A 15,204-nucleotide genomic window follows, 5' to 3' on the forward strand; every position below is an offset into this window, starting at 1 on the left:
GCTATTATTAGCGGTTTTTTCTTTTCCTTATGTAAATCCACACAATCAATGTTACAATTGCCGAAATAAATAAAATCCACATTCCATAATGATGTAAACTATACTCAACGAAGCGCCACTTCTCTCCTAGTTTCCAACCTAGGCCAATAAAAACACTTATCCAAATTAGTGCACCACCGTAAGCATACAGACAAAAACGCCACCATGTTAAATTCGAAACCCCAGCAAAATATGCTGTTAGGTGACGTACTCCCGGTATAAAGTAGCCAATCATTAAAAGAAACGGACCGTATTTTTCAAATAAGATATGTGTTTTTTCAATATGATGTTCTTTAATTCTAATTTTCGGACCGTATTTTTTTAAAACAGGGAGCCCGAGTTTTAAACCTAAGATGTAACTTAATGTAATACCAATCATCGCACCTGCCATTCCACTTAAAAATGCAGCTGTTCCTGACATAACTCCTTTTGAAATATTATAACCGATAAAAGTCAATAAAAACTCATCCGGTATCGGTAATCCAACAATCCCACCAGCTAAAGCTATAATAATTCCAAAATACCCATAATGTGCGATTAACTCGCCAACATGTTGTTCCATTCGGAAGACACATCCTATGCACGATCGTTATTCCATATTGTGCCCGTTCTATCTTTAAGGCAAACATGGTATACATATTCAATATACAGTGTTTTTATATTGAACTCTACTTCTATTCATTCCTTTAACAGAGATAAGGTAAAACTTTAATCCGTAGGGTTTTGTCCATCTCCACTGATTATTAGCCCACAGCAATCGGGCTTTTACGGACAGCCCGCAAATAGCAGGATTAAAAAATAAAAATTCATAGGCTTATTTTTTTGTTACAATAAAGGAAAGTTACTTTTTGCAACGGTTTAACTCTCAGGAAAAATGATATATCTAGCAAAAACATAGTTTGGTCTATATGATGCAACTTCTACCTATTAGAGTAACACGCACCCTTTTACATACAACATCATTTTTCTAAATTATACAGGGGGAACGAACATGACCATTGAAAAACAATTTATCCAAAAGATTTACTATAAAACATTTTTAACAGAAGACCCTTCCATCCCGGTAACGGAAGTACTCGGTGAAGCATATATAAATGAATCGAAAAATGAATTCTCCAATATATCTAATATTCGCTTTGCACAAGGTGAAGTTTATTTTCAAACTAAAGACTTTGAAGCCGCTATATTCAAATGGGAGAAAGTAAATAATGAACTTGCTCTCTGGGCCATGAAGAATATTGCAGATGCTTATTTCGAATTAGATTTCTTACCAAAAGCAGAAGAAATTTATACATCTATCCAAACAGAAGATACAACTCTTACGATGGAAGTTTCCCTACAACTTCTTTCTCTTTATATCGAGCAAAATCGTTTAGGTCTAGCATTTAAGACGATTAGTGAAGCTGTTGCGTTTCAACCGAACTATCCAAATATTACTGCAATCGCTCGATCATTCTATGAAAAACAAGAAGATTGGAATAATGCTATTGAACTCGCTGTTCAAGAAGGAATTCGAACAAAATCATTACACTGGTTTGATACTTTAATCAATTATGTAAACAGAGGCTTTACCAACAAAATAAAACCTGAGTATTTCTATGAATCTTTAAAAGCCTTATACGCTATTGATCAAGTTCAGTTTAAAGAACTTGTTATTTCACTTTGGAATAGCTATGAAAATGAATCATTCCATCTACCTTGGATTCAAACAATAAATCACTTATTCTTACATATTGAAGTAGATGCTAATGACGATTGGAATGAAATTTCTACTCGCTATCAAGAGACGTACTTCGAATTGATTACTGGACAACATTTCATGCACGAATTACAAGGACTTGTACCAGATTTATTAACAAATTGGTTTAGTTTAACAAAAGCGGAAGATTCTTTACTTGTCTCCGCAGCAGTATTAGCATGGAATGAAGTTTCACCGACAACCCTAGAATCATTACTTGTAAAAAGTGCAGGTGCCTTACTCTCAAATGCATCAGCTCATTCAAATGTTGATATGGCTGACGTATCAACATTATTTGAAACGATTGCTGTATGGGCTGAGAAGAATGATGTAGATTTAGGTCATCAATTCACACTACTTGTTCGTGAGTTATACGATTTAAACGTTGCACAACTTCTAGTAGCAGGAGCTAGCGATTATGATAAATCAGCCTTTATTAACTCTATACTAGGCGAAAATATATTAAATGAGACTATAACAACTGCAATTACATTTAAAGATGATAGTCAAACTGAAATAACTGAGCTTACAGAGCTAGATATACGAAATATACCAAACTTTGACGAACTTCATAACATACTGGCGGTACCTTCTCAGTCAGAACTAGAAAAAAAATGTATTGAAGTTAAATTACCAAGTAGATTTTTACGAAAAAATAAGTTTTCATTCCTTGTCACACCTACTATGCATGGACAACTTGACAAAAACAGCTCTCATTTCGAATACTTACAGGCAGCAGATAGTCTCATCTATGTACTAAATTCAGCTTCACCATTACATGATGAAGAGCTCAATACATTACTATATATTCGTGAGCAAGTACCTAATTTACAGATTCAATTCATCTTACAAACAATTGATGCGAATACTAGCGAAAACATCACGAACAACATTAAAAAGAAAATACTCGTACATTTCCCTGAAGCACAATTGTTCCCTTATTCTCCTTCCCAAGAGAGTAGTGAACAGCTAGGTAATGTAACAGACTCTATTCTTTCTAACCTTACTCAGCGTAACGTGGAAAAAGAACGCATTGAAAAATTATTATGGTTTATCCAAAAAACAATTGCATACCTTTTAAATGAACGTGTGGAATTAGAAAATACGTTAGTGAAATCAGTCCGCTGGAATAAGCATATTTTAGTGAAACTTGATGGTTTTATTAATAATCTTACTGCCATCCAAAAAGATAAAATTCGTTCTATTACAGAATCTTATCTTTTAACGAAAGAAGAGATTACGCGGGATATACATTCTCAAATCCCTGAATTGTTGCAGAGTTGCTCTGATCTCGTTCAAGAAGATAGTGATTTCAAATTAGTCCATGAAGAACTAAATGTAGCAATGAATGAAAGAATTCAAAAGCATGTACAGCAAGTGCTTCTTCCTAAGTTTACTCAGTCTATTCAAGAGTGGATTGAAACTGCTCATAATGAATTCATCCAAGCTCAGGCTTATTTAGATGAAATGGGCGATACCTTTAATAAACTCTATGAGGAAGAGCGTATTAAACTTCCTTGCGATTTCAAATTACTAGATGACTGGGATAGAGATGTTGCAAGAATGACGAACAGAATTACAGTGGCTAACATCAATATTTTATTACGCTTTACACCAACACAATTTTTCTTAAAAAGTGCAGGGAAATTATTCGGTAATATGCAAAAAAACCAATCTATGCTATCAAATAAATATAAACAATATATTGAAACAGAAGATTATACAGAAGTTGCTCAGATGATTTCAAAACAATTCTTCCTTCAATTTGAAGTATTTGAAGGTGCGCTAGAACGTGATATCATGATGTTCTTTAAAGACCCTCTTAGCATATTGAAACAAACTGTAGAAGCGGCCCAACTTGAAATACAAGAAGATGAGCAAACATTAACAAAGCTAAGAACCAATCCAGAAACTTATCATGATCCTTTAACACTATTTAAATTGCAATTGTTACAAAAAAAATTCATGTTAAATATTGAAACTATCGCTTCACAAGAAACAATAAAGTGAAACTTTAATCAGTGGGGTTTTTGTTCATCCCCCACTGATTATTAGCCCGCATCAATCGGGCGTTTATGGGCAGTGGATGCGGGATAAATACAACATCAACTGTTTAAACAAGAAAAACCAAGCAACTAATTCGCTTGGTTTTTCTTATTTTTAATTTACAATTTTCACATGTTCAAATGGATAATATATCGCCATGAGCTTTCCTAATACTTCTGTTCTATCAATGAGCCCTAAGCCGTTCCTACTATCCCTACTAACTAAACGATTATCTCCCATCACAAAAATTTTATTTTTAGGAATTGTAATCGGTCCAAAATCTTCAGTTAAATTGATAAGTAATTTTTCTGCCTGTTTTTTATTATTATTTAAATACTCTTCGTTTTTCACTTGATGATTAACATATAATTGATCATTCTTCATCTCAATTACATCTCCTGGCAATCCAATAACTCTCTTCACGTAAAAATTATCTGTCTTCACGACAATAATATCCTCTCTCTCATAACTTTCAAATTTCTTGGCAAGTTTATTAATGATTACTTTATCTCCATCTTGTAACGTCGGCCTCATCGATGCTCCTTTTACAGTCGTAGGAAAAAACAAAAAGATTTTTGCCAAAAACACTAATAAACATGCTATTGCAATTATTTCAAAGAATTCACGCAAACGTTTTTTCTTTTGCATCATTCCACCATCTCATCATCTTTTTATTTTTATTATAAGTACTCCGACCGATTAATTTCCACAAAATTCTGAATTACAACATTAGAATATTACAAATATAAAAATAATAACTCTCATAAATTTGCTATTTTTATATACTATATCCCCTATCTACCAAGCGGGACTTTTTCTATTAAATTCATGCTTAGAAAATATAAAGTACTACATAAATCAAACAGAAAAATATAGTAGCATAGTAATAAAAAAGATACTCTCAAAATAGCCTATCTACTATTTTTGAGAGTATCTTTTTATAATCCTACATATACAATACACATCTGCGCTGCGACATATGTAAACCAAATCCAAAGTGGTTCATACTTCAGTTTGCGCCCCCCGATATCTGTAACACCGATAATAAAATCAGAAATCACGAACAATAAACCACCAAGTGCTGGCACCCACCATATTCCTGTATTCTCGTAATATAAGGCGAATGCAAAACAAGCCATTCCTCCGACCCACAAACCGTAAATTAGAGCCCCTATCGTAAATAATTTATCCTGTTTTTCATTTCGGATAAAAAAGAACCATCCTATAATTAAAAAGAGTCCGTATACGAGTAAACCAATCCAAAAACCATTCCATGAAATACCTGTTTGTAAAAATGCTTTCACATAGAAGCAATGTGCAAGAGCGAAAGTAACCATTCCTCCAATTAATCGATGACCAATTGGAATCAATCCTGCCATAAATAAATCTCCTATAGTTGATAAAGTCATACCAAGTGCAACCCATGTACTGTATTCTACCGACGGATCTTGTAACCATATCCAAATTGCACTACCAGTTAAAGAAAAACTCAGAATAAGACGAACCACTAACGGCAACGGCATATTATTTCTCGTTCTTTTCGTCTGTCCTATTGCATAAATTGCTCCCATTAAAAAAAGAATAATTTGCCCGACTAACACAATGTAAAGTACATTCATAATATGTTCTCCTCAATAAATGCTTTTTCTATCTTTTTTTCGTTACATATAGCACGTTTTCCTTTTTCTATGTAAAAAAAAGAAGAACAGTGCTGTTCTTCCATTTTAATCGTTTTTCTGTTCTCTATGCTACCTGTTTTTCTTGCTCAATTTTCTGTTTAGCCGGAGCACGATTTACTACAATAATTCCCGCTGCAACACATGCTAATCCAAATAGTACAAAGGAATGAATTGCTTCCCCTAAAATTAGACTGGATAGTAACACACCAAACACTGGTATAAAGAACATATACATCGAAACTTTTCCTACTTTGTTATACTTCATAATTGTATTCCATATACAAAATCCCGCTGCCGATAAGAACGATAAATATATGAGCATAAGTATTGCATGTAGGTTAAATGTAAATGGTATTACTCCAACTTGAAATGCCCCTATACATAGTAACCCAATTGATCCAAAAATCATTTGGTATGCTGTCATATACCCAATATCTAACGTTTTACTACCTTCTTTTGCTAGTATATTTCCATACGAATACATCATTGCTGCCCCAAGAAGTAATAAGCTACCTATTCCAAAGTGGAATGATAAGCTTCCATCACTCGGTACATTCACCAAAATCACACCACAAAAACCGATAGATACCCCAATTACTTTTCTCATATTTAGAGCATCATCTTTATATAAAAAGTGCGCGAGTAAAATTTGAAAGAATGATGATGTTCCTGAAATAATCGCTCCTTCAATTCCTGAACTGTAACTCATTCCAATATAAAAACATATATATTGAAGAAAAGTTTGGAACAAACCAATTTGAACTAACTGCTTCCCTGTTCCCTTTTTGAACTGCATATCTTTTCCTAACGCTTTAAAAAATAATAAGAGCATTGCACCAGATAAGAAAAAGCGATAACCCGCAAATAATATTTGTTCTCCGACTTCTTGTGGCTGAATTCCAAGTTCAACATAGCTTAATTTAATAAAGGGAAATGCGCTTCCCCATAAAAAGGTTGCTACTATTGCAGCAATAAATACGCCAATCGGATGGGTGAAAAATTTCTCTGTCTTCAACTTGCTGTCTTCCTTTCCGATCTTTTTATGAACAATATTCATATATACCAAAGGAAGTGCAAAAACACAAGTTTTCCGTTTATAATAGAAACAAAAACATATCATCTCATAAAAACATATGCTATACTGTAGAATAATTACAACTTAATAACTATTAAAATCAGTTTCAACAGAAATGCTGCTATCCGTTACGGATGGCAGCTTTCGTCGTTTTATAGGGGTTTCGATTTTGATTCTTTTTCTCAATAAGAATTCGGAAGGAGCGAGTATTAATGAACTCAGAAGTAAAAACATTACAAGAAAAAAAAGATATTCCCAATCCCTCTTTATGGGACACATTAAAGAAACATTATGAACTTATATTTGCAATCGCATCTGGTATTTTCATTTTAGCTGGTTGGTTATTCACAAAAAATGAGGCAATAAGTGCAGGTATTACTTTCTATATCCTTGCTTATATAGTTGGAGGATTTGCAAAAGCGAAAGAAGGTATCGAAGACACAATTGAAGAGAAAGAGCTAAATGTTGAAATGCTCATGCTCTTTGCAGCTATCGGTGCTGCAATTATTGGCTACTGGGCAGAGGGTGCTATTTTAATCTTCATCTTTGCATTAAGTGGAGCAATGGAATCTTATACATTAAGTAAAAGCCAAAAAGAAATTTCAGCGCTTCTTGATCTACAACCGGAAGAAGCATTACGTATTTCCAACGGAACTGAGGAACGTATTCCCGTTGGACAATTAGAAATTAACGATATTATTTTAATTAAGCCAGGTGAGCGTGTTCCTGCTGATGGCACAATTCATAATGGTGAAACAAATATTGATGAAGCAGCTATTACAGGAGAACCTATTCCGAATGAGAAAAAATTCGGCGATGAAGTATTTGCCGGCACTGTAAATTTACGTGGTGCTATCGAAGTTAAAATTACGAAACCGAGCGATCAAACATTATTCCAAAAGATTATTCGTCTCGTTCAAAGTGCACAAAGCGAAAAATCACCATCACAACTATTCATCGAAAAATTTGAAGGAACATACGTAAAAGGTGTACTACTCGTTGTTGCGCTTATGATGTTCGTCCCTCATTTCTTACTTGATTGGAGCTGGAATGAAACGTTTTATCGCGCTATGATCTTACTTGTAGTCGCTTCTCCTTGTGCGCTAGTTGCAGCCATTACACCAGCAACTTTATCAGCAATTTCAAACGGAGCGAGAAATGGTATTCTCTTTAAAGGTGGTATTCATTTAGAACGTCTAGCTTCAGTAAAGGCGATTGCCTTTGATAAAACAGGAACATTAACACAAGGAAAACCTACTGTAACAGATGTATATGTTCGAGAAGGCATAGCAGAAAGTGAAGTACTTTCTATTACAGCAGCGATTGAAAGTCACTCTACACATCCTTTAGCAGAAGCAATTGTTAAATATGCAAAACATGCTTACGACATTACGATAAAAAAACCAGAAAACGTTGAAGATGTAACTGGTTTTGGATTAAAAGGAATATTAGAAAACAACGCTTATAAAATTGGTAAAGCTGATTTTATCGGAGAAGAAACAAAAACATTTCATAATGGCATTTCTACCTCACTTGAAAAAGAGGGAAAAACTGTCGTTTATATTAGTGATGAGGATGGTATTCTTGGACTGATCGCTTTAAAAGATACCCTTCGCCAAGAAACAATAGCCGCTATTCGTGATTTGCAAAGCATTGGTGTAGAAGCAATCATGATTACTGGTGATAATGAAGAAACAGCAAAAGCAATTGCCAATGAAAGTAATATAAAAGAATATTACGCATCATGTTTACCAGAAACGAAAGTTGAAACGATAAAGCAGTTAAAAGAAAAGTACGGTACAGTAGCAATGGTCGGAGACGGTATAAATGACGCACCTGCGCTCGCTACTGCTAGTATTGGTGTGGCAATGGGTGAAGGAACAGATGTAGCATTAGAGACTGCAGACGTTGTTCTCATGAAGAACGAATTATCTCGTCTCTCTCAAGCAATCCGTTTATCAAAACGAATGAACCGTATTGTGAAGCAAAATGTAATCTTTTCGCTAGCTGTAATTGCAATGCTGATTTGTTCAAACTTCTTGCAATTTTTAGCTCTTCCATTCGGTGTTATTGGGCATGAAGGAAGTACGATTCTTGTCATTTTGAATGGCTTACGATTATTAAAAGGAAACAAATAAAAACGGGTCCCTCATAGAGGACCCGTTTTTTTCTAATGGTAGCTATTATGCCCGTTCGCACTACTACTCGTTTTATGCTTTGGATGCGAACTGCTCTTTTGTTTATTGTTATTTTTATTGTTGTGATTCTTTTTATTATTACTCATGAAATATCCCCCCTGTTCCCTTTTATTATGGAACAAGAGCTCACTTTTCATTACGGGAATTATTGTCACCCGTTCTATAATGATGGAGTAAGCCATTAATTTCACCGCCAAGTAAAATTACCCACCCAGTCAAGTAAAACCATAACATTAAAATAATAATACCACCGAGACCACCATATGTATTTGCGTAATTCGCAAACTTATCTACATAATAAGCAAATGAGTACGATACCACAATCCATCCTACAGTAGCAAATGTTGCTCCTGAAATGACTTCTCTTCTTTTTAACTTTCGATCTGGTGCAAATGTATATAAAAAACTAAACAATGCGAATAAAACGAAGAAACTCGCTACTAACCGCGTAATACTCCACACGTAAGAAAAACTATCTGATAAACCGAGCGCTTTAAACACCGCTGCTCCAATAACTTGTCCGAATACCGGGACAATTAAAGCAAAGACAATCATAAAAATAATAGCTAATGTAAACACAATTGATAACGCTCTTGTTTTAATAAAAGATCGTGTTTCGTTCACATCATAGGCGCGGTTAAAAGCGTTCATAACCGCATTCACCCCGTTTGAAGCAAACCATAACATCGATAGTAAACCGAATGATAATAAACCACCATTTTGCTGATTTACAACTTTATCTACGTTTACTTCAATTAAGTTCATCGCATCATCTGGTACATAAACCTCTAATAAACTAAGCACATCCTCTGTTTGAATGGGAATAAATCCAAGAAGCGTAATTAAGAAAACGAGCCCAGGAAAAATTGCAAGCAAGAAGAAATAAGCGAGCTGTGCTGCCAAGCCCGCTACATCATCGCGCATTGTCCGGTCATATAAATCTTTTCCAAACGAATAAGTGCGATTTCTTCTCACCTTTTCTAAAATTTTTCTCATATATGTTTAAACGCTTTTCTTCTCTTCTTTATCTTGCTTTAACTCAATGTACGCTTCAGTTTTTTTTTCCTCTGCATTTGAGTCTTTCATAAATAATTCACGCGCTTCTTTCATACCGCCATCTTCAGCAACTACCGGCTCTTCTTCTGCTTTAAGCTCATCTACCTTCGGAGATACAGCTTGAATTTCAATCGTTTCTGGCTTTTCTTCTCGCTCAACTTTTCTCTTACTAAAAATTTCTTTCGTTTCTTTTAACGTTTCTACAACAGACGGCGTCAATTTTTTAATTTCTGCTACTTTCGCTTTCACTACATTGAAATCAGCAAGCTCGCGTCCTTTATCTGTAACAGTTTGCACTTTTTCTTTGATTTTCGCATTTTCACCAATTTCAATCATCTTTGTTTTTGCTTTTTCTGCCGTATTTTTTACTTTTTCACGGTTTTCTTTCTTTAACATAGATACAGCTACACCTGCAGCTACACCAATCGCAATATTTCGAGCAATATTATTTTTCTTTGCCATATTCCTTCACCCTTTCATTTCTTATGTTAGAAAGTATTTCTTTCTAAGCTTCCTCATATTCCTTGTTCATTTCGAATGAAAGCTAATAGCTTTGCACACCCTTCTGTTACAAGGTCATACACTTCTTGGAAGTTCCCTGTAAAGTAAGGGTCAGGAACGCCTGTCCAGCCACCGTCTGGAACAAAATCGGACAGCATACCAATATAGCCTCCAGTTTTACCTAAACTTTTTAAATCTGCTATATTCTTGTTGTCCATGGCAATAATATAATCAAACTTTGTTAAGTCTTCTTTTTCTACTTGCCTTGCTTTAATTCCTTCAAAAGCGACTTCATTTTCTTTTAAAATTTTTTGTGTTCCTTTATGTGGTGGATGACCAATATGCCAATCTCCAGTTCCTGCAGAATCAATGACAATTTTCTCTTCGAGTCCCTCTTTTACGACAAAATCTCGAAAAATCGCTTCTGCCATTGGAGAACGGCAAATGTTCCCAAGACAAACAAACAATACTTGGACCATATTTTTGTTTCTTCCCTTCTTGGTGCATTTCTTTATATATACTTATAGTATAAACAACCAATTATTAATTATAAAGGAAATCCCTACTAATTTAATAGGATTGAAAAGTTTCATTAACGAAAATGATAAAAAATGTTAAGATATCCTTATGTTATTTTAAAGGGGGACACTTCGGTGGATTTATCCGTAAAATCAGAAGAAAACGTTGAATACATGGTAGAAGCTATTAAAGAAAAACTACGCATGGTTAATGCTGGGGCAATGAGAGCAGCTAGCTTTAACGAAGAAATGTACGAGGACTTACGTGACATTTATGAGCATGTTATGAAACGTGAAACATTTAGCATTAGTGAAATGCAAGCTATTACAGAAGAGTTAGGTACATTAATTAAAAAATAACAAAGAGCCTCATAAATAGAGGCTCTTTTTAATTTCAACAAATTCATGACAACTCTGCGCTTTTCCTCATCACATTCTAAAATACTGTACAATGAAAGTAGAACCTCATCTTAGATTTTTTTCTCCATACATACTACTCTAAAAAAATTGCCACACTACCATTGCTAACTGTTTTTACTGGGGGTGCTTACTTATGAGCAATTGGTACAGTAAGACGAAAGATCAAACATTAATCGATCTAGAAACAAATGAACAACACGGTTTAACAGATGAAATCGTAAATGAACGTTTAAAGCAATATGGCCCTAATGAATTAACAACAAAACAAAAACGTACTTTATGGCAACGCATTTTCTCCCAAATTAACGACGTCCTCGTATACGTCCTTATTATTGCTGCCCTTATTTCCGCCTTTGTAGGTGAATGGGCCGATGCAAGTATTATCGCGCTCGTTGTTATTTTAAATGCAGTTATTGGTGTCATCCAAGAATCCAAGGCCGAGCAAGCTTTAGAAGCACTAAAGAAAATGGCGACACCTAAAGCTATCGTAAAACGAGACGGCGAACTTAAAGAAATCCCATCTGAGTACGTCGTTCCAGGTGATATCGTTATGCTTGATGCCGGACGATATATACCATGTGATTTACGGCTTATCGAAACTGCTAATTTAAAGGTTGAAGAATCTGCCCTAACTGGTGAATCTGTCCCTGTCGATAAAGATGCAATCTACCACCCTTCCATGCAAAGTGATGAGCAAGTACCATTAGGCGATCAAAAAAATATGGCCTTTATGTCGACGCTAGTAACATACGGACGTGGCGTCGGCGTTGCTGTTGAAACTGGGATGCACTCACAAATTGGTAAGATTGCTACCCTTTTACATGAAGCAGACGATGATATGACACCACTTCAAAAAAGCTTAGCACAGGTAGGAAAATATTTAGGCTTTGTCGCTGTAGCTATTTGCGTCATTATGTTTCTCATCGGTTTTTTACAAGGACGAGATACGTTAGAAATGTTTATGACTGCAATTAGTTTAGCTGTTGCAGCCATTCCAGAAGGCTTACCAGCTATCGTTTCCATCGTTCTTGCAATTGGTGTTCAGCGTATGATTAAACAAAATGTTATTATTCGTAAACTACCAGCTGTTGAAGCTCTCGGTTCTGTCACAATTATTTGTTCAGATAAAACAGGTACGTTAACACAAAATAAAATGACTGTTACTCACTTTTATAGTGATAACACATACGATCATTTAGAAAATCTAAATGTAAATAATGATGCGCAACGTCTATTGTTAGAAAATATGGTGCTATGTAATGATGCGTCTTACAATAATGACTCACAAACTGGAGACCCGACTGAAATTGCGCTTCTCGTTGCTGGAAACACTTTTAACATGCAAAAGGATCATTTAGAAAAAATACATGAACGCGTTAACGAATTGCCTTTCGATTCAGATCGTAAAATGATGTCGACCGTGCATACATACGATGAAAGCTACTATAGCATGACGAAAGGTGCTATTGATAAACTCTTACCTCGATGTACCCACATATTTAAAAGCGGTAAAATCGAAGTTCTAACAGATGCTGATAAAAATCAAATATTAGAAGCTGCCGGGTCAATGTCTCAAGAAGCTTTAAGAGTACTTTCATTCGCATTTAAACAACATAATGCGAACGATGTAGATATAAATCATCTCGAAGAAAACCTCATCTTTATCGGTCTTGTCGGTATGATTGATCCACCACGTACAGAAGTAAAAGATTCCATTACAGAGTGTAAAAAAGCTGGTATTCGTACAGTTATGATTACTGGCGATCATAAGGATACCGCCTTTGCAATTGCCAAAGAACTTGGTATCGCTGAAGAAAAATCTGAAATTATGATCGGAACTGAACTAGATAACATTTCAGATACAGAACTAGCAAGCAAAATTAATCACTTAAATGTATTCGCTAGAGTCTCTCCAGAGCATAAAGTAAAGATCGTAAAAGCATTACGTGCTAAAGGAAATATCGTTTCTATGACTGGTGATGGCGTCAATGATGCTCCATCTTTAAAACAAGCAGATGTTGGAGTAGCAATGGGCATTACAGGGACAGATGTCGCAAAAGGCGCAGCAGATGTCGTTTTAACAGACGATAACTTCTCATCTATCGTGAAAGCCGTTGAAGAAGGTAGAAATATTTACCGGAACATAAAAAAATCTATTCTCTTCCTACTGTCTTGTAACTTTGGAGAAATTATCACGTTATTTTTAGCAATTTTACTTGGCTGGGCGACACCTTTACGCCCAATCCACATTTTGTGGGTCAATTTAATTACCGACACACTTCCTGCGCTATCACTTGGTGTTGACCCTGAAGATTCAGATGTGATGAAAGAAAAGCCACGACGCGCGAAAGAAAGCCTATTTAGTGGTAGCGTTCCTTTTCTTATTTTCAACGGGGTTGTAATTGGACTTTTAACGTTAGCAGCCTTTATCGTCGGGGCAAAATTCTATACCGGAGATACAAACTTATTTCCTCTTTTCCCAGAGAAAATTGATGAAGATGCTCTATTACATGCTCAAACGATGGCATTTGTTGTTCTTAGTTTTTCTCAGCTCGTTCATTCATTTAACTTGCGTTCAAGAACGAAATCCATTTTTTCAATTGGGCTATTTACAAATAAATATTTAGTCTTCTCACTTCTTATCGGGGTTCTTATGCAAGTTTGTATCATCTCCATCCCACCTCTTGCAAATATATTCGGTGTACATGCATTAACAATGCGAGATTGGGGCTTTGTTCTCTTATTAAGTATCATTCCGCTTGTTTTGAATGAAATCATTAAATTAGTTAGAAGAAACTAAAAGGCAATGAGGATTGTTCCTCATTGCCTTTCCATTTATCCTTGTAATTCTTTTTTAATATTCTCTGTTAATGTAGCCATACGTTTGCGACTTTCTTCACGCTCACGTTTATTTTGCTCTTCAATTTGTTGTGTTTCTTGCATACCTCTCGAAATAATATTCCAAGTTTCTTCAAGCGTTTCCATCTTAATACTAGAAGAACCTGATAATCTCGCTACTTCCACACTTTGCGTTGCGATATTTTGTGCATTCTTCTTAAGTAATTCATTCGTACGGCGATCGAGTTCGGCCATAGAATCTGCAACTAGCTTTTGACGTTTCGCATTTACAGCTTGGATGATACCATTTTTAAAGATAGGAATTGTTGTAATAAATGCCGTATTGATCTTACCGATTAATTTATTGTTACCACGTTGAATCATACGAATTTGTGGTGCTGTAAGTAGAGCAACCATACGTGCTTTTTCTAAATCGTCAATACGTTGTTCTAAAATTTCAACAGAGTTTTTCAGAGATTCTAATTCAATACCTGCTAATTGATCATTATTACGTACACGCTCTTCGTACATCGGAACTAGCTCTGTATTTAAACGATCTAATAACATTTCTCCTGCTACTACATACTTTTCTAAGTCTAAGTAATATTTTAAGTTTTGCTCATACAGGCCATCTAATGTACCAATTGATTTTTTCATTTCATCTTGATACTTCGTAATTTCCACATAAACTTTATCAATTTCTCGGCCCATCGTTTGATATTTACTAAAGATTTGTTCAATCATTTTATCCGCTTTTTTGAACATGCGAGAGAAGAAACCACTTTTCTCTTCAGCAAAGTCTTTACTATCAAATCTGTCCATAATTTTACCAAGTTGTTTTAATAATTCACCAGAGTCTTCTATTTTTGATAAAGACATTGTATGTAAAATTTGATCAGCAAAACGTGAAATTTCCATAGAAGGTTCTTTTCCAAGTTCAATTAATTCTAATTGGTCTTTAATATCTACTGCGTTATAAATACGTTGCACATCTGCATCTTGTCTAAGTTGTAAACGCACATCTTGTGCGGTTTGCTCATTTAATTCTGTTTTCGAATCTAGTACGACTGGATTATTCATATGGTATTCTCCCTTT

12 protein-coding genes are annotated in these 15,204 nt (G+C 35.1%); 4 read left to right on the forward strand and 8 right to left on the reverse strand.

Going from position 1 to position 15,204, the window contains the following annotated elements; translation table 11 throughout:
* Window positions 1-7: 7 nt before the first annotated feature.
* Window positions 8-601, reverse strand: coding sequence for a DedA family protein (locus ACP6L7_RS25755; RefSeq protein ID WP_097828913.1), 594 nt, complete (start codon window positions 599-601; stop codon window positions 8-10).
* 429 nt (window positions 602-1,030) lie between these two features.
* Here ACP6L7_RS25755 and ACP6L7_RS25760 point away from each other — a divergent pair, with 429 nt between their 5' ends.
* Window positions 1,031-3,787, forward strand: a complete 2,757-nt coding sequence (locus ACP6L7_RS25760) for a tetratricopeptide repeat protein (RefSeq protein WP_097828914.1) — start codon at window positions 1,031-1,033, stop codon at window positions 3,785-3,787.
* 150 nt (window positions 3,788-3,937) lie between these two features.
* On the opposite strand, the gene lepB is transcribed toward ACP6L7_RS25760, so the two are convergent.
* From lepB to ACP6L7_RS25775, 3 genes are all read right to left on the reverse strand, one after another.
* Complete coding sequence (gene lepB, locus ACP6L7_RS25765) at window positions 3,938-4,474, reverse strand: signal peptidase I (RefSeq protein ID WP_097828915.1); 537 nt, start codon at window positions 4,472-4,474, stop codon at window positions 3,938-3,940.
* Between the two features lie 287 nt (window positions 4,475-4,761).
* Complete coding sequence (locus ACP6L7_RS25770) at window positions 4,762-5,442, reverse strand: lysoplasmalogenase (RefSeq protein ID WP_097828916.1); 681 nt, start codon at window positions 5,440-5,442, stop codon at window positions 4,762-4,764.
* Window positions 5,443-5,566: 124 nt separating this feature from the next.
* Window positions 5,567-6,517 carry a DMT family transporter gene (locus tag ACP6L7_RS25775; protein WP_097828917.1) on the reverse strand — a complete coding sequence of 317 codons (951 nt, stop codon included), beginning with the start codon at window positions 6,515-6,517 and terminating at the stop codon, window positions 5,567-5,569.
* 272 nt (window positions 6,518-6,789) lie between these two features.
* Here ACP6L7_RS25775 and ACP6L7_RS25780 point away from each other — a divergent pair, with 272 nt between their 5' ends.
* The gene (locus ACP6L7_RS25780) at window positions 6,790-8,715 is read left to right on the forward strand and encodes a heavy metal translocating P-type ATPase (RefSeq protein ID WP_097828918.1); all 1,926 of its coding nucleotides are present in this window, start codon (window positions 6,790-6,792) and stop codon (window positions 8,713-8,715) included.
* A 186-nt stretch (window positions 8,716-8,901) separates the two neighbouring features.
* Here ACP6L7_RS25780 and ACP6L7_RS25785 read toward each other — a convergent pair whose 3' ends face one another.
* The 3 genes from ACP6L7_RS25785 to ACP6L7_RS25795 are packed head-to-tail and all read right to left on the reverse strand — an operon-like array spanning window position 8,902 to window position 10,811.
* The gene (locus ACP6L7_RS25785) at window positions 8,902-9,771 is read right to left on the reverse strand and encodes a YihY/virulence factor BrkB family protein (protein ID WP_097828920.1); all 870 of its coding nucleotides are present in this window, start codon (window positions 9,769-9,771) and stop codon (window positions 8,902-8,904) included.
* A 6-nt stretch (window positions 9,772-9,777) separates the two neighbouring features.
* Window positions 9,778-10,293 carry a DUF4075 domain-containing protein gene (locus tag ACP6L7_RS25790; RefSeq protein ID WP_002010240.1) on the reverse strand — a complete coding sequence of 172 codons (516 nt, stop codon included), beginning with the start codon at window positions 10,291-10,293 and terminating at the stop codon, window positions 9,778-9,780.
* Between the two features lie 53 nt (window positions 10,294-10,346).
* On the reverse strand, window positions 10,347-10,811 hold the full coding sequence (locus tag ACP6L7_RS25795; RefSeq protein WP_097828921.1) for a low molecular weight protein-tyrosine-phosphatase: 465 nt from the start codon (window positions 10,809-10,811) through the stop codon (window positions 10,347-10,349).
* Window positions 10,812-10,985: 174 nt separating this feature from the next.
* Here ACP6L7_RS25795 and ACP6L7_RS25800 point away from each other — a divergent pair, with 174 nt between their 5' ends.
* Window positions 10,986-11,210, forward strand: a complete 225-nt coding sequence (locus ACP6L7_RS25800) for a DUF1128 domain-containing protein (protein WP_000366197.1) — start codon at window positions 10,986-10,988, stop codon at window positions 11,208-11,210.
* Between the two features lie 193 nt (window positions 11,211-11,403).
* On the forward strand, window positions 11,404-14,070 hold the full coding sequence (locus ACP6L7_RS25805) for a cation-translocating P-type ATPase (RefSeq protein ID WP_098361679.1): 2,667 nt from the start codon (window positions 11,404-11,406) through the stop codon (window positions 14,068-14,070).
* 35 nt (window positions 14,071-14,105) lie between these two features.
* Here the strand turns inward: ACP6L7_RS25805 and ACP6L7_RS25810 are convergent, their stop codons facing one another.
* On the reverse strand, window positions 14,106-15,188 hold the full coding sequence (locus ACP6L7_RS25810) for a toxic anion resistance protein (protein WP_001064411.1): 1,083 nt from the start codon (window positions 15,186-15,188) through the stop codon (window positions 14,106-14,108).
* Window positions 15,189-15,204 lie beyond the last annotated feature (16 nt).

The sequence above is a fragment of the Bacillus silvicola genome, from assembly GCF_050524305.1.
GTDB lineage: Bacteria > Bacillota > Bacilli > Bacillales > Bacillaceae_G > Bacillus_A > Bacillus_A cereus_AT.